Here is a 19,215-nt window from a genome sequence, read left to right on the forward strand (position 1 = left end):
ACAAGGCAGACCTAAGGCTTCAGTCAGTTGAGAGACTTGAAGCGGACATCCAGAAGGGCAGGAGAGCTCCCCTGGCTTCTCCTTCGTCAAAATCCTGCAATGTTGTCGATCCACTGGCTGAACAGATCGGCAGCTTCCAGGCTGCTGGCGAGATTGTAACTCTCGTCGACGAGCCCCTTGTCCTGGTGCTGCAGCAACCCACTCGCAAGGTGCGGCTCTGAGAAGGCGAGTAATGGACAATATCGGCCAATCAGATCTCTCGCATGAGAATTTTCTTCGGCGCGCGTTCGACGTAGCTCAACGAGCACGCGTCAATGGTAACCATCCATTCGGCGCTATTCTGGTAGGTCCCGACGGGCACGCTCTCATCGGCAGGCGGGCGCTGTAGCGAAGCGGCTGAGTAAATTGTCAGGCTTCGATCCCGCGTTGCTGAAGGATCCGCTCGGCACTATCGTTCCAGACATCCATCGCAACGATGAGACCGTCCTTAAGGGCGAAGCGGTCGACATAACGGTTGCCCTCGAACGGCGTCCCATCTGGCCATTCGCCGTAAAGCGTTCCGATGCTATAGACGATGGTCTCGTCCTCTCCCGGGCAAACATCGAACCGATCTATGCGCTTCTTGACCCATTTGTAGCGTCCCGTATTGAAGGATGCTGCCCCTCGGGGATGATCGAAGATGCGCCCGCCGGTGAACGTAATTGTCGTGCCGGGTTTCACGTAAGTGGCTGCCGTGTCTGGGTCGGGAATCATCGATGCTTCTAGGTACGCCCGCACGACCTCTGCATCAGATCGTGCTGAACTCACGCTCGTCGTCACAATCGACATTGTACTCTGTCTCCTTACCATTGAGGAAATTTGACCTAATACATTGGTGTGCGTGCACATTCAGCAATGTGTGGTATCGCGAAAGAGTGCGCGCACTCCTGCTGATCTTGTTGGAAGTCTGACCGGGTCAAGCAGGAGAGGAACCTGACAGCCACAAGACAAGCTTAGTCTATGTTCAGACACTGAGGTCATAATTTGCCTCTGGAGTAGCCTGCGCAAGTCGTCATAAGAGAATATGAATGGCATTGCATAGCCGCCGAGATCACTCTTAGCTGGAGCCGTCTGCAGCAAACATACCAACATATGGCTTGGGTGGAGGACAGGCGTAGCCACCGAGCTTCGATGTAGTGAGACGGAGAGACAGAAGGGCTTCCATCAGCTTAATCGCACAGGCCACCCCATCGAGAACCGGCAGGCCGTGGCGAACCGACAGATCTGCTGCGAGATCTGCCATTCCGGCGCAGCCCAGGACAATCGCCTCGCAGCGATCCTCGCGTTTGGCGGCTTCGATTTCCGCCGAGATCCTCGCTCTCGCATCGCTCGCCTCATCCTCTAAGGCAAGCACCGGTACCTCGCTCGCCCGGACCTTTGCGCAGCGGGAGGCGAGACCATATCGGACGAGATTGTGCTCGATAGCGGGGACCGACCGAGACAAGGTCGTCACCACGGAGAACTTTCCTGCGATCAGACTCGCGCAGTGAAAGGCCGCTTCGCCGATCCCGAGAACGGGCCCTATCGCAAGCGAGCGTGCCGCGTCGAGCCCTGTGTCGTCGAAGCACGCAATCACATAGCCGTCGAAGCCGGCTTCCTCGCCCTTGCGGACCTCCCGCAGCAGGCCGGGAACAGAAAAGGCTTCATCAAAATAGCCTTCAATGGAGGCGGGGCCGTCCATTGGGTTCGTTGCGACGAGCAAAGTTTGCGGACCTGCGGCAGCCCCCGCGGCAGCCTCAATCTTTCTGGTCATCGACGATGTCGTGTTGGGATTGACCACGAGGATCCGCATGAGCTCAGACCAAACCCTTTCCTGCATCCGACCCATGCCGCAGGCGGCGCTTCTGGATAAAGATTACGATGGCGAGGGCCAAGAGGATGACCGTAAAGGAGATGCCTGTGGTCACCGTTCCGAGGGCGTAGATGACTGGCGTCGTCACAGATGTGGTCAGACCCTGAAGCGTAATCGGCAGCGTGTTGTCCGCTCCAACGGCTTGGCTTGATCGGGCGATCTCGTCCCATGACAGAGTGAAGCCAAAGAGCACAACACCGACGAGCGATGGGGCTATAATAGGCAGGAGCACATGGGCGAATGTCTGCCAGGACGATGCGCCGAGATCCCGCGCCGCTTCCTCGTACGAGCTGTTGAAGCGGTTGAAGATGGCGAACATGATCAGCAGGCCGAAAGGCAGGGTCCATGTCAGATGCGCGCCAAGGCCCGAGGTCATGAGGCCCATGGCGGTCTGATAGCCGCTCTGGATCGCGTCGATCTCATAGGCGTCGCCGATCGCCTTGACGTTCTGGTCGATGATCTGAAACTCGAGCGCGATGCCGAGAGAGACCACGATCGACGGGAGGATCAGGCTGGCCACGACCGTGTAGAACAAGACGCTCTGGCCGCGAAACGAGCGTCGGAAAGCGAGCCCCGCCATGAGCGAGATCACGACCGTGAGGACGGTCACGACGGCGCCGAGCTTCAGGGAGTTCAGGAGCGCATCCCCGACGTAAGGCACGCCGATCCCGGCCCACAAATTGTGAAACCAGTGAAGTGAGACGCCGTTTATCGGAAAGGTCATCCCGCCATTGGGTCCCTGGAACGACAGCACCACAATGGTGATGGTCGGCCCGTAGAGGAACAGCACGTAGAGCGCGACGACGATGGACAGGAGATAGAAGCTGCGGCTGCGGCCTTCGCTCATGGTCCTAGAGCTCCTTGCGGATGTCGATGAAGCGGATGAGCATCGCAATGATCATCAGGACGATGGCCAGGAGAACGATGGCGTTCGCCGCTGCAATCGGAAACTGGAGCGCGCCGATCTGCGTCTGGATGACCTTGCCGGCCGACGCGATCTGCTGGCCTCCCATGAGGCCGATGGTGATGAAGTCGCCCATGACGACCGTGATCACGAAGATCGACCCGATGGCGATTCCGGTCTTCGAGAGAGGTATGATCATGTGACGGAGGATCTGCCAGCCTGTCGCGCCGCTGTCGCGCGCCGCCTCGACCAGCGACTTGTCGATGCGCGACATGGAGTTGGCGATCGGCACGATCATGAACACCGTGTTGATGTGAACGAAGGCGAGGATCACCGAGAAATCGGAATAGAGAAGCCAGTCGAGCGGCTGGTTGGTCACTCCAAGGCCGATGAGGGATTGGTTCACCAGCCCGTTGCGCCCGAGCAGCGGGATCCACGAGATCATGCGGATGACGTTCGACGTCCAGAAAGGAATGGTGCACAGAAGCGCCAGCACGAGGCGCGTGGTCGTGCTACGGATGTGGAACGTCAGATAGAACGACACCGTGAAGCCGATCACGAGCGTGATGAGCCAGACGATCAGGCAGAACTTGAGAGTCGAAAGATAGGTGCGAAACGTCGTGCAGAGATCGGGCAGGGACACAATGCAGCGGTCGAACGCGTCGCGGTAGTTGTCGAAGATGAAGGCCGGCTCGATGGAATAGCCTGTATAGCTCCAGAAGCTGACCATCAGCGTGGCGAGCAGCGGCAGGACGAAGAAGACGAGGAAGACCGCCGCAAGAGGAGCCGCCTGCCAGTAGGAGGTCCGGCGCGAATGTGTAATCATCGGAAGACGTGCAATCCCGATCGAGAGAGGGTGGGGCGGCCGGTCATCCGGCCATCCCTGAAAAGATCAGGCTGCGATGAACTCGTTCCACTTGCGGACGAGATAGGCATTCTCGTCCATGATCGAGTTCCAGCAGGCCACGGCGCCCATGCGCTGATCGTAGGAGCCGCCGTCACGCACGGAGCCGGCCTTCTCCAGCAATCCGCCATCGGGACCTTTGATGTCCTTCTCGGCAGGCTTGCCTTCCATCCAGAAAGCCCACTCGTAGGGCTCCATGTACTCCTTGGCCGTCTCGAGAACCGCGGCGTAGTAGCCCTGGCGGTTGAGATAGGCGCCGGCCCAGCCGGACAGGAACCAGTTGACGAACTCGTAGGCCGCATCGAGCTCCTTGCCCTTGAGGGTCTTCGGGAGCCCAAAGCCGGAAGCCCAGGCGCGGTAGCCTTCCTTCAAGGGCTGGAACTTGCAGGCGATGCCCTTGAGCCGGACGGCCGTCACAGCGGGCGACCACATGGACTGGATCACGGTCTCGCCGCTGGCCATGAGGTTGACGCTCTCGTTGAAGTCCGTCCAGAACGCGCGGAACTGGCCGGCCTTCTTCGCCTCGATCAGGGTCGCGATGGTGAGGTCGATCTCCTCACGGGTCATGTTGCCCTTGTCGCCGTACTTGTGCTTGCCGCTGGCCTCGATCACCATCGCAGCATCCATCATGCCGCTCGACGGGATGTTCATGATGGAGGCCTTACCCTTGAACTCCGGATTGAGGAGTTCGGCCCAGCTCTCGATCGGACGGCCGATCAGGTCGGGGCGAATGCCGAGCGTGTCGGCATTGTAGGTGGTCGGGATCAGCGTGATCCACTCCGTCGGGGAGCTGGCGAACTTCTTGGAGTTCTGGCCTTCCAGGTACATCACCTTGTGGGGAGCGGTGCCCTGATCGCCGATCTTCTTGCCGGCGACCTCGCCCTTCGTGAGGGCCGGGACGAGCTTGTCAACGAGCTTGATGCGCTTGGCATCCATGCCCATCAGGTTCCCGGACGGGATCAGGTTGCGCAGGGCGAAATATTCCGTGTCCACCAGATCGAAGGAGTTCGGCTGGGTGATGATGCGCTTGGTCACGTCGTCGGTCGTGACGGTGACGTACTCGATCTTGATGCCGAGATCCTTGGCGGCGCGCTCGGCGATCGCCGGCGACTGATTCACCGCCGTCGAGAGATAGCGCAGCGTGACGGGTTCGGCCGCGATGACGGCCGGAAAGCCGGTGATCGCTGTGCCGGCGGCCGCGCCCGCAAGCGCCGCGCCGCCTTTCAGAACCTGTCTTCGCGACAGATCGGTCGTGTTATCTTTCTTCATCACTTTCCCCTTTTCCCTCTGTGGGTTTTTTGATGTTCGAAAACTACAGGGCCCCGCCTTCGAGGACGTGCGCATCGCTCGACGACCAGGTGGCGGCCACGCGCTCGCCCTCGTTGATGGGCGAGGCGCGGAAATCGGCTTCCGGCACGAGCGCCGTGAGGTCGCTGCCGCGGTCGTCCACGAGCTGCACCGAGAAGCCCGATCCGGCGTATTCGACGGTCTTCACCGTCGCCTCGCGGATGTTGGAGGATTCCGATTCGGCGCGACCGAGGATCGTCCGGTCCGTCCGCACGGCGATGGCGCGGTCGCCGAGATCGATGACGTTGTGGGCGCCGATGAACCGCGCCACGAAAGCCGTTCTCGGACGCGAAAACAGATCCTCCGCAGTGCCCTTCTGCTCGATCTTTCCCGCATTCATCAGCACGACCACGTCGGCGAGAGCCAGCGCTTCGTCCTGGCTGTGCGTCACGTGCACGAACGAGATGCCGAGGCTCTTCTGAAGGCGGCGCAATTCGCCGCGCACGCGCAGCCGGAGGAAGGGATCGAGCGCCGACAGCGGCTCGTCGAGCAGCAGGATGGAAGGGCTGGTGATGAGCGCGCGCGCAAGAGCGACGCGCTGCTGCTGTCCTCCCGAAAGCTGGGCCGGACGGCGCTCCCCAAAGGGGCCGAGATCGACGATCTCCAGCATCTCCTGCGCCTTGAGAAGACGCTGGACCTTCGGCATGCCTTTCATGCGCAAGGCAAAGGCGACGTTCTCGGCGACGGTCAGGTGAGGGAAGAGCGCATAGCTCTGGAACATCATGGCCGTGCCGCGCTTCGCAGGCGGCCGGATCGTGACGTTCGCGTTATCGAGGAGAATGTCGCCGGATGTGACAGCCTCGTGTCCCGCCAGCATGCGCAGGGTCGTGGTCTTGCCGCAGCCCGAAGGCCCCAGCAGGCAGCAATAGGTCGAGGCTGGAATTTTGAGATCGATCCCGTCGACGGCCACCGACGTCCCGTAAGACTTGGTCACCCGAACGAATTCAACTGCGCCGCGCTTACTCTGGTGATCCATCGAAGCCTCTTGGATTGCAATCAATCCAGCAGGCTTTTTATAGCGGCTGCGTTCGTTCGCTCGCCAGAACGCGAGGCGTCAAAATGTAGCCATTCGCATGGTCAAAAAGTGTGCACCCGCCTAGGCGCTTCGCAATGCAACGGCCCGTAACAACAATGTTACGCGGCGCTGAGGCTGGTCGTGCTGCTTCGCGGTAAGAGAATGTCGGTCCAGCACGATCCGGCATGTCATGAACGTCGGTGAGGCTCGAACGGCCGCCTTTTACGGGACAGGACGAACGGCGCCCGGCGCTGCGCAGCGTGTAAGCAGCGCGTCCTCGTGTCCCGTGCAGGATTCGATGCGTTGGCGCGGGACCCGCTCCACGTCATACCGTGCGCGAGAAAGCCGCTTACCAGGACCGGCAGCGCGCCTCGTCGATGCCGGTCCGTCCCGCCGTTTTGATCAGGTGGTAGCGCATGTGATAGACCGCGCCCTCCGCCTCGTGGCGCTCCAGGGCCGCGACGATGCTCTCGTGTTCGGCGATGGGCTCGAGCAGGCGGTCCCGCGCCGTCAACGGTGCGCGGTGGCTTTCGAGCACCATGCCGGAAAGGCCCTGGTACATGTCCGCGAAGGCCCGATTCCCGGCAGCGGTCACGATCGCCGTGTGGAAGCTCAAATCGGCCTGGGCGGCGCCTTCGAGATAGCCTTCTTGGATGCATTGGCGCATCCTCGCGATGCTCGTGCGGAGAGCGTCAATCTCCCGGTCGCTGATCCGGGTTGCGGCCAAGCCCGCGGTATAGCCCTCGACGAGCAGACGAAGCTGAAAGACGTCCTCCTTGGGCACCCGATTTCCGAAGCGCCAGCCGCCGGGGGATCCCTCCGCGCAGACGACGGCGCCGCGCCCGGGCTCGATGCGGATGAAGCCGAGCGTCTCGAGCACGCTCAGCGCTTCCCGCACGGAGGGGCGGCTGATGCTGAAGCGGTGGGCGAGGTCCCGCTGGGACGGCAGCTTCTCTCCGGGCTTGATCTCGCCGGAGGCGATCATTTCCTGGATGCGCAGCATGACCGTCTGAGGAACGGGAGCGCGCGCACCGTCGATCTGGGAAACATTGACTTCGAACATCACGGCTGGACGTCCCTCGTAAAGCTCATGGTCTCGCTCCTCCTCTAGCACCTTCCGGGGCTGCCGTAACCTTATGTCTAATTGACTGGTAAAACCAGTCTGGCCAAATCGGAGGTGCTCTTAAGGAGAATGATCTGCCTCATCCTTAGCACATTCGTGGCATTTTCCTAGGCAGAAGGTGGAAATGTTCGGCAAGGACAAGATTTCCGTTGCATCGCATCCCGCCTTGTGCGGAACTTATGTGGTCTTACCGGTATGACGAAAGTCACCGTCATGACAATAGTCCTTCTCTCGAACAGACGATAAAGCATGCCCAACCCGGTGCACTTCCCCGACGAGCGGCGCGAACTTGCCTCGACGCCGACGATCCAGGCGCGACGCATCACGACGCAGGCCTTCGCTCCCTATGGCGACCTGCTCACGGCGCCGGCCCAGACCGGGCGCTTCGACTTCGTGGCCCGATTTGAAAACCACAGGTCTCACGCCCGCACGAACATCGCCCTCGTGCGATGCGATGCGGCGCCCGAGCGGCTGAGGGTCGCCGAGATGGAGTGCCATCCCTTCTCGTCGCAGACGTTCTTTCCGCTCGATGCGAGCGGCTACCTGCTCGTGGTCGCCCGCGACGACGGGAACGGAAAGCCCGATCCCGGCACTCTCGCCGCTTTCAGCGTGAGCCATCCGCAAGGCATCAACTATCATCCGGGCACCTGGCATATCGGCATGATCGCGCTCTCGCGACCCGGCACCTTTGCCCTGCTGGTCCATGAGGATGGATCGCCGGACGATTGCCGCTTCTGCCCAGTCGAACCCTTCGATGTGCTGGTGAAGCCTCAAGTCATGTCAGCAGATTTTTAGCAATTCGTTGGCTGCGCCGCGGAGGGTGTGGCGCGAATGTACAGAGGGAGAATAAGATGAAGCTGTTCAGTCCTATGATGTATGAAGCAAGATCCCTGCGTGAGCGGGGTTGGTCGGCGAGCCTTCTGTCGGGCCTCATGCTGACGACGGCTCTGGCCTTCGCGGCGCCCGCGCAGGCGCAGGACGCGAAGACGACCCTGGTCGTCGCAGGTCCTCGCACGCCGGAATCCCTTGATCAGGAATATCCGCCGACCGAAGCGGTTCACGAGCTGCGCCGCAACGTCTACGAGCGCCTGCTCACCTACGCGCCGAAGGTCGGCGACAATGGCGTGACATATGAGGATTTCGGCAAGATCGCCGGTGCCCTCGCCGAAAAGTGGGAAGTCTCGCCCGACAAGAAGGAGATCACCTTCTTCCTGCGCAAGGGCGTGAAGAGCGCTGCAGGAAACGAGCTCAATGCCGATGCGGTCATGTGGTCGTTCGAACGTGGGTGGAACCTCAAGTCGAACTTCCACTGGTACATGACGCAGATCCTGAAGATCCCGGCCTTCGAGGGTGCGTTCACCAAGGTCGACGATTACACGGTGAAGGTCAGCATCCCGAACCCGTCGCCTCTCCTCGATCGTCTGTGGATCAACAGCGACCTCGGAATTCTGGATGCGGTCGAAGTCAAGAAGCACGTCACGTCCGACGATCCCTGGGCGCAGCGCTGGCTTGCGACGAACAGCGCCTCCTTCGGCCCCTACCAAGTCGCCAAGTACTCGCCGGGCCAGGAAGTCGTCTACGAGGCGAACCCGAGCTATTATCGCGGCGCGCCCAAGCTGAAGCGGGTCATCTTCCGTGAGATGCCGACCTCGGCCAACCGGGTCGCCGCCCTGCAGGCCGGTTCGGTGGACGTCGCCGAATACCTTCTGCCCCGCGAGCTCGCGCTTCTGGAGAAGTCTCCCGCCGTGAAGGTCCACAAGGTCTTCGGGAACTACATCCACCGCGTCGAGATGAACAACACGACCGCGCCGTTCACGGACGAGCGGGTCCGCAAGGCCCTGAACTATCTCGTTCCCCGCGACGACATCCTGAAGGCCGTCTACTTCAACACCGCGCGTCCGACCAAGAGCCCGATCTCGGAGATCTACCCGGGCTTCACGGATCAGTATTTCACCTACAATACCGATATCGAGAAGGCCAAGTCCCTGCTGGCGGAGGCCGGTTTCCCGAACGGCTTCAAGACCGAGCTCGGCTACCGGACGGGCGATCAGCTTGAAGAGGAGATGGCGGTCATCCTGAAGTCCGCCTTCGCCAAGGCCGGTGTCGACGTCACGCTGTCGAAGCTTCCGGCATCGACCCTCGTGGAACGCTACACCAAGGGCACGATCCCCATGTACTTCTTCCGCGACATGGCGATCGTCCCGGATGCGGCCTACGTGGCGAATCTCTGGCTGAACAGTGCGTCCCTCATCAACTACTCGCGCTTCAAGAGCGAGGAGGTCGATGGCCTGATCAATGGCGCTCTGACGAGCACCGACGAGCCCAAGCGCCTCGAAGACATGAAGCGCGTGCAGAAGATCATGGTCGAGGCGGCGCCGTGGGTCTTTCTGGCGAACCCGGGCTACCAGCTGGCGACCAAGCCCAACGTGAAGGGTTATTCCTGGTACACCCCCAACGGGAATGCCTGGTTCGACTTCTCCAAGGAATGAGTGCAACCCCGCGAGGGTCCAACATGGACCCTCGCGCCTTTTTCTCGAATGTGGCGACCCATGAATCTCCAAAGTTTCTGGCGCGCGCTGCCGCGCCCCCTGCGGATCATCGTAGTCCGCCTGCCTCTCATCGTCCCGCAGATGTTCGGCGTCATGCTGGTCACGTTCATGCTGGTCCGGCTCCTTCCCGGCGATCCGGCGCTTCTGATGCTGGGCAACACGGCCACACCGGAAACCATCGCGGCGCTGCGTGAGCGGCTGGGACTGGACAAGAGCATCTGGGAGCAGTTCATCGCCTATGTCGGCAACATCCTTCATGGCGATCTCGGCGTCTCGCTGTTCACGTCCAATCCGGTGACGGTGGATCTGATGGAGCGTGCGCCGGCGACGCTGGAGCTCATCACCTATGCGATGCTCCTGACCGTGGCCGTGGGCGTGACGCTCGCCGTCCTGTCCGTCGTCTGGAGAGGAGGCCTCATCGATGCCTGCACCCGCATCTACGGGCTCGCCGCCGGCGCGATCCCAGATTTCTGGGTGGGGCTGCTGCTGATCTTCTTCCTCTTCTACATCGCGGGCATCGTTCCGGCACCGTTCGGACGGATCGATGCGCTCGTGACGGCGCCGCCGCAGATCACCGGGTTCTATACCGTCGACAGCCTGCTGGCCGGAGACGTGTCCGCATTCTGGTCATCGGCCGGGCGTCTGCTGCTGCCCGTCCTGACACTGACCATCGTCAATGCGGGAGCTCTCATGAAGATGACGAAGACGGCCTTCAGCGACATCTATCGCAGCGACTTCGTGCGGTACCAGCGCGCCTGCGGCCTGTCGGAGCGGACCATCATCCGCGGCGCGCTGCGCAACAGCCTGCCTCCCGTCATCACCCTGGTGGGCTTTCTGTTCGGATTCCTCCTCGGCGCGGCGGTACTGGTGGAGACAATCTTCTCCTGGGGAGGACTCGGTCAGTATGCCGTGCAGGCCGTCATCAACAGCGACTATCCTGCCCTGCAGGGCTTCGTCCTCGTCGCCGCCGCGTTCATCCTCATCGTCTATCTTGTCGTCGACATTCTCTACGAACTTGCCGATCCGCGGATCAAGGTCTGAGGAAGCCAGATGAACAGCCCCAACAATCTACTCGCCTTCGTCATGCGCCGTCCGGCCGCGCTCGCGGGAATCGTCCTGCTCGCGCTCCAGATCGCCGCCATCATTTTCGCGCCTCTTCTCGCGACCCATTCGCCGGTCGAGGCCGATCCCATCAACTCGCTTCAACCACCGTCCCTGGCGCATTGGTTCGGCACGGACGTCTCGGGGATGGATATCTATTCGCGGATCCTCTTCGCCACGCGCGTCAACCTCCTCATCAGCATCTCGGCGGTCGCCATCGCGTTCGCCATCGGCGTGCCGATCGGCCTGCTGATTGGGTATTACCGTGGGACCGTCAGTTCTCTCGTGATGCGGGTCTTCGATTTCATTCAATCCTTCCCGGTCTTCGTCCTCGGCATGGCCCTGGTCTCGGTCATGGGGCAGGAGATCTGGAACGTGGCCATCGTGCTCGCGGTGCTGTTCATCCCGATGTTCGCCCGCCTGATCCGGGCCGAGGTCCTGTCTCTCCGGGAGCGTCCCTTCATCAGCGCCGCCCGCTGCAGCGGAGCCACCGACCGCTCGATCATGTTCCGCCACATCCTGCCGAATGCGCTCACGCCGGCGATCGTGCAGATCTCCATCAGCATCGGCATGGCCATCCTGCTGACGGCGGGCCTCTCCTTCATCGGGGCCGGGGTGCGCATGCCCACGCCCGAATGGGGGCTCATGGTCTCCATCGGTGCGCAGCAGATGATCCTCGGCGTCTGGTGGGTGTCGCTCTTTCCCGGGCTCGCCATCGTCATATCCGTCCTGTGCTTCGCTCTCCTGGGCGATGCCGCAAAGGATCTGTCCGATCCCACAACGAGGGGGCGTCAATGACCGCAGATCCTTCAGACGTATTGTTAGACGTTGACAAGCTGACGGTCTCGTTCGGCGACAAGCCGGTGCTCGACGACGTGAGCTTCAGCCTACGCCGGGACGAGGTTCTCGGCATCGTCGGCGAGACGGGAGCGGGCAAGTCCATCCTGGCGCGCGCGCTCATCAACCTGCTGCCTGAGGAGGGCCGGATCGCATCGGGAGACGTGCGCCTGAACGGCCGCTCCATCCTGACGATGACGCCTCGGGAGCAGCAGCAGCTTCGGGGCGGCGAGATCTCGGTGATCGGCACCAACGCCAAGTCGCTTCTCGATCCGGTCGAGACCGTGGGAAGCCAGGTGGCGCGGGTTCTCCGCGCGCACCGGGGAGGCAGTCGCCGGGATGCGTGGAAGGCCGCGGTCGACCTGTTCGCCAAGGTGGGGATCGTCGATCCGGAGCGGCGCGCCCATGCCTATCCGCATGAGCTTTCCGGCGGCATGGCGCAGCGCGTCGTCATCGCCATGGCCATGATCGCCGGGCCGAAGGTGATCCTGGCGGACGATGCGACGCTGGGGCTCGACGCGACCATCCAGGTCCAGGTGCTCGATCTTCTCGTCCAGCGTTGCCGCGAACTCGGCCTCGGTGCCGTGATCATCACCCACGATCTCGGCATCGTGGCCCATTACTGTGACCGCGTCGCCATCATGCGCGAAGGGCGGATCGTGGAGCTCAAGCCGACCGGGCGCTTCCTGGAGCAGCCGGAAGAGGCCTACAGCTCTGTCCTGCTCGACGCGGCGCGGGTGCGCCCGACTCCGATGGGCGGCCATGCACCGGGCGACGAGCGAAGCCCTGCGCCCGCAGTCCCGGCAAAGCCCCTGCTCGAGGTGCAGGGGCTCGAGAAGTTCTTCGCCGTGGGCGGCAACAGCAAGGCGGTCCGCGCGGTCGACGGCGTGTCGTTCTCGGTCGGGCGCGGCGAGACGCTGGCGCTCGTCGGCGAGAGCGGATCCGGAAAGACGACCGCCGGACAATGCCTCGTCAGGCTGCTCAATCCCGACGGAGGCAGGATCCTCTTCGACGGCGCCGACGTCACCACCCTGCCGGAGCGCGATTTCCGCCCCTATCGCAAGCGGATCCAGATGGTGTTCCAGGAGCCCTACGTGGCCCTGAACCCGCGCTGGCCCGTCGAGGACCTGATCGCCGAGCCGCTCGAACTCGATCCCGGGATGAGGCGCGCGGACCGGGTCAGACGGGTAAGGGAGCTGCTCGACATGGTGCAGCTTCCGGCGAAGCTCGCGGGCGCCTATCCGCATCAGCTCACCGCCGGCGAGCAGAAGCGCATCGGCATTGCGCGCGCCTTGGCGACCAATCCCGACTTCGTCGTGTTCGACGAGCCAACCACGGCCCTCGACATCCGGGTGCGGGCGCAGATCATCGACCTCGTGCGGGAGCTGCAGCAGGAGATGGGATTGTCCGCGCTCTTCATCACGCACGATCTCAACTCGGTGCGGTCGCTCGCCCACTACGTTGCCGTCATGCGCTACGGCAAGATCGTCGAAAGCGGCGAGACGGAGACGATCTTCGCGCGCCCGGCGCAGGACTACACCAAGACCCTGCTGGCCGCCGAACTGCCGATCGAACAGAGCGAGGCCCAGCGCAACCGGGCGCTGGCCCGGCGCGCCGGCTGAGGAGGCCTGTCATGAGTGAACCGACCATTCTGGTGACCGGCGCCGCCGGCCTTCTCGGCCATGCAGTGCGGGTCCTGCTGGAGGCGAACGGGCAGCGGGTCCTGCCCATCGACCGCGTGGCGCAGACGGAGGAGGGACAGCCCATCGTCGCCTGCGACCTGTCGGACGTGCATCGCCTGCACGCGCTCGCCGTCGAGAACCGGATCACGGGGATCGTCCATTGCGGGGCCCACTCGGGCCCCATGGTAGCGCGGGACAATCCCTATTCCATGGTTCAGGTCAATATCGTCGGCACCGCGAACGTGCTCGAGATCGCGCGCATCCATGGGGCGCGGTTCGTCTTCTGCTCGTCCACCAGCGCCTACGGGAACACGCCCGAAGGCCTGGTGCCCGAGGATGTGCCGCTCGTGCCGACGAGCGTGTACGGCGCGAGCAAGGTGGCGGGCGAGCAGCTCGTCTCCGCCTACAGCCGGCAATACGGCGTCGACGGCGTGAGCCTTCGCCTGTCGTGGGTCTACGGCCCGCGGCGCACGACGGACTGCATCGTGCGGACCATGATCGAGGATGCGCTCGCCGGACGTCCCACCCGCAAGCCCTTCGGGCGCGACTTCCACCGTCAGTTCATCCATGTGGAGGATGCGGCGAGGGCGCTTGTCACGGCTCTGCGCACGCCGCGCCTGCCGCGGCAGACCTACAACGTGACCGGCGGGACCTATCTCACCCTCGGCGAGATCGGCGACATCGTCCGCCGGGTCCTGCCGCAGGCCGACATCGCGCTCGGGGAGGGGCCGGACCCCGTGGACGACCGGCAGCATCGCTTCGATGTCTCCGCGGTCCAGCGGGATCTGCGCTTTACGCCGGAGATCAGTCTTGAACAGGGCGTGCGCGCCTATGCGGCGTGGTTGCAGAACCGTGCGGCCGCTTGAGGGAAAGGGATAGAAATGAGCGAGATCTTCAGCCTGGCTGGACAGAAGGCGGTGGTCACGGGGGGAAGCCGGGGCATCGGAGCCGCGATCGTCGAGCTCTTCGCCCGCAACGGCGCGGAGGTCGCGTTCTGCCATTACCACGACGAGCGGAACGCCGACGAGCTCGTCGGGCGGCTCGTCTCGGAGGGACTGCGGGTTCACGCCCGGTCCTGCGACGTCGCCAGCGAGGCGGAGGTCGCGGCCATGGTCTCCTGGGCCGAGGAGCGGCTCGGCCGGGTCGACATCCTCGTCAACTGCGCGGGCATCGGCGGCGACAAGGTGTTCACCGATCTGACCGTGTCGGACTGGGACCGCATGCTCGGCGTCCACCTGCGCGGCACGTTCCTGGTGACCCGGGCCTTCTTCGGCAAGATGGTCGAGCGCTCCTATGGCCGCATCATCAACTTCGCGTCGCAGCTCGCCTATAAGGGCGCGCCGGGGCTCGCCCATTACTGCGCCGCCAAGGCGGGCGTCGTGGGCTTCACCCGCGCGCTGTCCTACGAGGGGGCGCCCCATGGGGTCATGGTCAACGCGGTGGCGCCCGGCCCCGTCGAGACGGAGCTGCTGATGGGCCTCAGCGACGAGTGGCGGGCCATGAAGAAGGCGCAGCTCCCGATCGGCCGCTTCGGCCACGTGGAGGAGATCGCTCCCACCGTCCTGCTGCTCGCCTCGCAGGCCGGCGCCTTCTACGCGGGGCAGACGCTCTCGCCCAACGGCGGCGACGTCATGGTCTGACGCCTGCGGTCCCGAACCCATCCAACACCAAGAAGAGAGAGCTCTCGACATGAGTGATTACGATCTCGTCATCCGGGGAGGAACGGTCGTCACGGCGGCGGATACGGTGCGCGCCGATGTCGGCATTCGCGACGGCCGCATCGTCGCCGTGGGCGAAAGGCTGGAGCGCGGCGAAAAGGAGATCGAGGCCTCCGGCCTGCTGGTGATGCCCGGCGGAATCGACAGCCATGTCCATCTCGCGCAGCCCGCCTTCGGCGGCCCGGCCATGGCGGACGGGTTCGAGACCGGCACCCGCTCGGCCATCGCGGGCGGCAACACCACGGTCCTGCCCTTCGCGCTCCAGCCGCGCGGCGCGTCGCTCAGGACGAGCGTGGCCGATTATCACAAGGAAGCGGACGGAAAGAGCTACTGCGATTACGGCTTCCACCTGATCATCAGCGACCCGACCGCCAGCGTGCTCGGACAGGAGCTGCCGTCGCTCGTCAACGACGGTTACACCTCGTTCAAGGTGTTCATGACCTATGACGACCTCGTGCTCAACGACCGGCAGCTGCTCGAAGTGTTCGACTGCGCGCGCGGCTGCGGCGCGCTCGTCATGGTCCATTGCGAGGGATACGACGCTATCCGCTTCATGACGGAGCGGCTGGAGCTCGCCGGCAAGAAGGCGCCCTATTATCATGCGGTGTCGCGTCCGCAATCGGTCGAGCGCGAGGCCACGCACCGGGCCATCAGCCATGCGGAGCTGACGGACGTGCCGGTCATGATCGTCCACGTGTCGGGACGCGAGCCGATGGAGCAGATCCGCTGGGCCCAGCAGAAGGGCCTGAAGGTCTATGGCGAGACCTGCCCGCAATACATCGCGCTGACGGCCGACGACCTCAAGGGCCTCAACATGGACGAGAGCGGCGGCAAGTACGTGTGCTCGCCGCCGCCCCGCGACGAGGCCAGCTGGGAGGCGATCTGGGAAGGCATCCGGACCGGCGTGTTCCAGACCTTCTCGTCGGACCATTGCCCGTTCTTCTACGAAGGCGAAAAGGGCAAACTGAACCCCAAAGCGCGCACCTCGTTCCGCTGGGTCCCCAACGGCATCCCGGGCATCGAGACGCGCATGCAGATCCTGTACTCGAAGGGCGTCGTCGAGGGCCGCATCACGCTCAACGAGTTCGTCGCGCTGACCTCCACGAACCATGCGAAGATCTACGGCCTCTATCCGCGTAAGGGATCGATCGCGCCCGGCTTCGACGCCGACATCGTCCTGTGGGATCCGCAGCGCAAGGAAACCATCCGGCAGGAGCTGATGCATCACGGCGCCGACTACACGCCCTATGAAGGCATGACGGTGACGGGCTGGCCCGTGGCCACGATCCTGCGCGGAAAGCTCGTGGCGGAGGAGGGCAGGATCCTCGGCGAGCCCGGAGGCGGAACGTTCCTCAGGCGGGAGCTGTCGCCCTACGCCGTTCCCGCCAAGACGGGCGACCGCTGGTAGGCGACCTGTCTCCATAGATGACGAAGGACAATGACATGCGAATGCCTGTGGTGCTGATCACCGGAGCCGGGATCGGAATCGGCCGATCCTCCGCCGTCGCGTTCGCGCGCGCCGGATATCGCGTCATCCTGACCGATGTTCTCGAGCGGGAAGGCCGGAAGGCCGCCGAGGAGATCGTCGCGGCTGGAGGCCAGGCCGAGTTCCATCATCTCGACGTGCGGGATTCGGCGCGGACGGATGCCCTCGTGGCTCTGGTCGAGGAGACATACGGCGGGATCAACGTGGTCCTTGCCAATGCGGGCATCGCGCACAAGGTCCCGCTTGCGGAGCTCACCGACGAGAAGTGGAGCCACACCCTCGACATTGATCTCGGCGGCGTGTTCCGCATCGCGCGCGCCGCTGCTCCCGGGATGAGACGGCGCGGCAGCGGCAGCGTGATCGCGCTTTCGTCGATCATGGGCGTCGCATACGGCTGGGACGAGCACGTGCATTATTCCGCCGCCAAGTCGGGCGTCGTGGGGCTCGTTCGGGGTCTCGCAGTGGAGCTCGCCAAGGACGGTATCCGCGTCAACGGAATCGCACCGGGCTACATCCGCACGGCGCAGGCGCTGTCGGAGGAGAACTCCCTCGGAGAAGCAGGATTGGAGGCCGCGGCCAAGTTCATCCCGCTCGGCCGTACGGGCGAGCCGGAGGACGTCGCCGACGTCGCCGTATTCCTGGCGTCGGACGCCGCGCGCTACATCACGGGGCAGGTCATCGTGGTCGACGGAGGATTGCTCGTTGGACGCTACTGATGCCCGCGTAAACGCCCGCATTTCTGATACCATGGCTCCGTGCGACGACCGGGGCGGGAGAATGAGCCTGTGACACGCATCGTTGTTCTCACCACGGGCGGAACCATCGCGTCGCGCTACAGCGCGACGCACGGCTCCGTCGTCAGTAACGTGGGCGGCGGCGAGCTGGTGGCCTCGCTGGGCCCGCTCACGCCGGACGTGGAGGTCACGTCCGAGGAATTCTCCAATATTGGCAGCTACGGCATCGACCTGGAGATGGCCTTCAGGCTCGCTCAGCGCATCCGCGCCCTGCTGGCGGATCCGGGCATCGCGGGAATCGTCGTCACCCACGGAACCGACACGATGGAGGAGAGCGCCTATCTGACCGATCTCCTCCTCGATTCCGCGAAGCCGGTCGTGTTCACGGGCGCGCAGCTTCATGCGGACGAGCCTGATTCCGACGGGCCGCGAAATCTCGCCGACGCCATCCGCGTCGCGGCCTCAGAAGAGGCCCGCGGACTGGGGGCCCTCATCGTCTTCGGACAGGAGGTCCACGCCGCGAGAGACGCCACGAAGATGCATGCGTCGCGGGTCGGAACCTTCGCGTCCTTGGAGCACGGCAAGCTCGGAGAGATCGATGCCGGGCGCGTGTGGATCCAGCGCAGGACGATCCGGCGCGATCCGCTCGCGAGCGGGCGGATCGAACCCATGGTGGATGTGATCAAGCTCGTGATGGGGTCCGACGCACGCTTCCTGAAAACCGCATTGGAGACCGGCGCTCGCGGGCTCGTGCTGGAGGCTTTCGGACGCGGCAACGCGACGCCAGCCGTGACGAAGGCGGCCGTCGAGGCGGTCCAGCAGGGCATCCTGGTCGCGGTGACCTCCCGCTGCCCGCAGGGCCGGGTCGCACCGATCTACGGGGCCGGCGGCGGCTCCGATCTCGCGGCGGCCGGAGCGATCTTCTGCGGAGACCTGAGCGCCGCGAAGACCCGGGTCCTGATGGCGCTCATGCTCGGCAGCGGCGCAGACGCACCCACCATCCGGCGTGAGATGAAACGACACGGCAACTGAACCGGATCTGTTGCAGCTTTGAGCGCTCCGCCACCTGAGCTACGACAAGAGGGTGCTGAGAGGGGCAGAGGGTGAAGCAAGATAACAAGAACCCGTTCAAGGGGCGGCAATTCACGGCGGATATTATCCTGTGGGCGGTCCGCTGGTATCTTCAGTTCCCGATCAGCTACCGCGATCTCGAGCGCATGCTCGCCGATCGTGGCGTCACGGTCGATCATACGACCCTCTTTCGTTGGATCCAGGCTTATGCACCCGAGTTGGAGAAGCGCATCCGTCCGCATCTCCGGACGACAAATGGATCCTGGCGCGTGGACGAAACATATATTCGAGTGAAGGGCGAGTGGGTGTATCTCTACCGCGCCGTTGATGCAGCCGGGCAAACCATCGATTTTCTGCTCTCGCCCAAGCGGGATGCGGCTGCCGCCCGACGGTTCTTCCGCAAGGCCTTGGGCCAGGCGCATACGGTCAATCCTCGCACCATCACGGTCGACAAGAACGCCGCCTATCCCATTGCGGTGAAGGCCATGAAGCGGGAGGGAGAGCTCTGGCGCTTTGCCAAACTCCGGCAGGTAAAATTTCTGAACAATATCGTCGAGCAGGATCACCGGCGCATCAAGCGGCTGGTCAGGCCGGGACTGGGCTTCAAAAACTTCCAGACTGCCTCCCAGACAATCGCCGGCTATGAGGCTATGGCGATGGTCCGCAAGAGACAGGTCGCGATCGCACCAGCAAACGACATGAAGGCTCAGCGTGATTTCGTTGCTGCTCTCTTCAGCACTGCTGCCTAAACTGAGATCACGTTCGGCCGTCGTTTGACCTACGGCAGGATTTGCAACGGAACCCGTCCCGGTCGGTCCGCTAAGTCGCACCGGACCTGTCTTCTCGTTTAGGT

19 protein-coding genes are annotated in these 19,215 nt (G+C 63.5%); 12 read left to right on the forward strand and 7 right to left on the reverse strand.

Features of this window, described 5'->3' with window-relative positions:
- Positions 1 to 221, forward strand: a 221-nt coding sequence (locus tag ACUXUR_RS21255) for a hypothetical protein (RefSeq protein WP_445504352.1), incomplete at its 5' end; no start/stop codon positions are given.
- 187 nt (positions 222 to 408) lie between these two features.
- Here ACUXUR_RS21255 and ACUXUR_RS21260 read toward each other — a convergent pair.
- From ACUXUR_RS21260 to ACUXUR_RS21290, 7 genes are all read right to left on the reverse strand, one after another.
- Positions 409 to 828, reverse strand: coding sequence for a nuclear transport factor 2-like protein (locus ACUXUR_RS21260; protein WP_445504353.1), 420 nt, complete (start codon positions 826 to 828; stop codon positions 409 to 411).
- A 268-nt stretch (positions 829 to 1,096) separates the two neighbouring features.
- Positions 1,097 to 1,831 carry an aspartate/glutamate racemase family protein gene (locus tag ACUXUR_RS21265; protein WP_445504354.1) on the reverse strand — a complete coding sequence of 245 codons (735 nt, stop codon included), beginning with the start codon at positions 1,829 to 1,831 and terminating at the stop codon, positions 1,097 to 1,099.
- Positions 1,832 to 1,835: 4 nt separating this feature from the next.
- Complete coding sequence (locus ACUXUR_RS21270; protein WP_445504355.1) at positions 1,836 to 2,738, reverse strand: ABC transporter permease; 903 nt, start codon at positions 2,736 to 2,738, stop codon at positions 1,836 to 1,838.
- 4 nt (positions 2,739 to 2,742) lie between these two features.
- Positions 2,743 to 3,621: an ABC transporter permease gene (locus ACUXUR_RS21275; RefSeq protein ID WP_445504356.1), complete on the reverse strand. Its 879-nt coding sequence runs from the start codon at positions 3,619 to 3,621 to the stop codon at positions 2,743 to 2,745.
- Between the two features lie 66 nt (positions 3,622 to 3,687).
- Positions 3,688 to 4,968: an ABC transporter substrate-binding protein gene (locus ACUXUR_RS21280; RefSeq protein ID WP_445504357.1), complete on the reverse strand. Its 1,281-nt coding sequence runs from the start codon at positions 4,966 to 4,968 to the stop codon at positions 3,688 to 3,690.
- 43 nt (positions 4,969 to 5,011) lie between these two features.
- A complete protein-coding gene (locus ACUXUR_RS21285) occupies positions 5,012 to 6,022 on the reverse strand; it encodes an ABC transporter ATP-binding protein (RefSeq protein ID WP_445504358.1) in 1,011 nt (336 codons plus the stop codon).
- A 388-nt stretch (positions 6,023 to 6,410) separates the two neighbouring features.
- A complete protein-coding gene (locus tag ACUXUR_RS21290) occupies positions 6,411 to 7,124 on the reverse strand; it encodes a FadR/GntR family transcriptional regulator (protein WP_445504439.1) in 714 nt (237 codons plus the stop codon).
- A 309-nt stretch (positions 7,125 to 7,433) separates the two neighbouring features.
- Here ACUXUR_RS21290 and ACUXUR_RS21295 point away from each other — a divergent pair, with 309 nt between their 5' ends.
- The 11 genes from ACUXUR_RS21295 to ACUXUR_RS21345 all read left to right on the forward strand — a co-directional run bounded on the left by ACUXUR_RS21295 (position 7,434) and on the right by ACUXUR_RS21345 (position 19,111).
- Complete coding sequence (locus ACUXUR_RS21295) at positions 7,434 to 7,979, forward strand: ureidoglycolate lyase (RefSeq protein WP_445504359.1); 546 nt, start codon at positions 7,434 to 7,436, stop codon at positions 7,977 to 7,979.
- A gap of 56 nt (positions 7,980 to 8,035) precedes the next feature.
- Complete coding sequence (locus ACUXUR_RS21300) at positions 8,036 to 9,673, forward strand: ABC transporter substrate-binding protein (protein ID WP_445504360.1); 1,638 nt, start codon at positions 8,036 to 8,038, stop codon at positions 9,671 to 9,673.
- Between the two features lie 60 nt (positions 9,674 to 9,733).
- Entirely contained in the window at positions 9,734 to 10,774 is a 1,041-nt protein-coding gene (locus ACUXUR_RS21305) for an ABC transporter permease (RefSeq protein ID WP_445504361.1), read from the forward strand.
- A 9-nt stretch (positions 10,775 to 10,783) separates the two neighbouring features.
- Positions 10,784 to 11,632 carry an ABC transporter permease gene (locus ACUXUR_RS21310; protein WP_445504362.1) on the forward strand — a complete coding sequence of 283 codons (849 nt, stop codon included), beginning with the start codon at positions 10,784 to 10,786 and terminating at the stop codon, positions 11,630 to 11,632.
- The gene (locus ACUXUR_RS21315; protein WP_445504363.1) at positions 11,629 to 13,293 is read left to right on the forward strand and encodes an ATP-binding cassette domain-containing protein; all 1,665 of its coding nucleotides are present in this window, start codon (positions 11,629 to 11,631) and stop codon (positions 13,291 to 13,293) included. The genes ACUXUR_RS21310 and ACUXUR_RS21315 overlap by 4 nt, the downstream gene beginning before the upstream one ends.
- Before the next feature lie 11 nt (positions 13,294 to 13,304).
- Entirely contained in the window at positions 13,305 to 14,219 is a 915-nt protein-coding gene (locus ACUXUR_RS21320) for an NAD-dependent epimerase/dehydratase family protein (RefSeq protein ID WP_445504364.1), read from the forward strand.
- 15 nt (positions 14,220 to 14,234) lie between these two features.
- Positions 14,235 to 14,993, forward strand: a complete 759-nt coding sequence (locus tag ACUXUR_RS21325; RefSeq protein ID WP_445504365.1) for an SDR family NAD(P)-dependent oxidoreductase — start codon at positions 14,235 to 14,237, stop codon at positions 14,991 to 14,993.
- Between the two features lie 49 nt (positions 14,994 to 15,042).
- Positions 15,043 to 16,479, forward strand: a complete 1,437-nt coding sequence (gene hydA, locus ACUXUR_RS21330; RefSeq protein WP_445504366.1) for a dihydropyrimidinase — start codon at positions 15,043 to 15,045, stop codon at positions 16,477 to 16,479.
- 35 nt (positions 16,480 to 16,514) lie between these two features.
- Complete coding sequence (locus ACUXUR_RS21335; RefSeq protein WP_445504367.1) at positions 16,515 to 17,273, forward strand: SDR family NAD(P)-dependent oxidoreductase; 759 nt, start codon at positions 16,515 to 16,517, stop codon at positions 17,271 to 17,273.
- 69 nt (positions 17,274 to 17,342) lie between these two features.
- Positions 17,343 to 18,323 (forward strand): asparaginase, encoded by a 981-nt coding sequence (locus tag ACUXUR_RS21340; RefSeq protein ID WP_445504368.1) that lies wholly within the window; start codon positions 17,343 to 17,345, stop codon positions 18,321 to 18,323.
- Positions 18,324 to 18,394: 71 nt separating this feature from the next.
- Positions 18,395 to 19,111 carry an IS6 family transposase gene (locus ACUXUR_RS21345; protein ID WP_445504369.1) on the forward strand — a complete coding sequence of 239 codons (717 nt, stop codon included), beginning with the start codon at positions 18,395 to 18,397 and terminating at the stop codon, positions 19,109 to 19,111.
- Positions 19,112 to 19,215: the final 104 nt, after the last annotated feature.

The sequence above is a fragment of the Microvirga medicaginis genome (assembly GCF_052658925.1).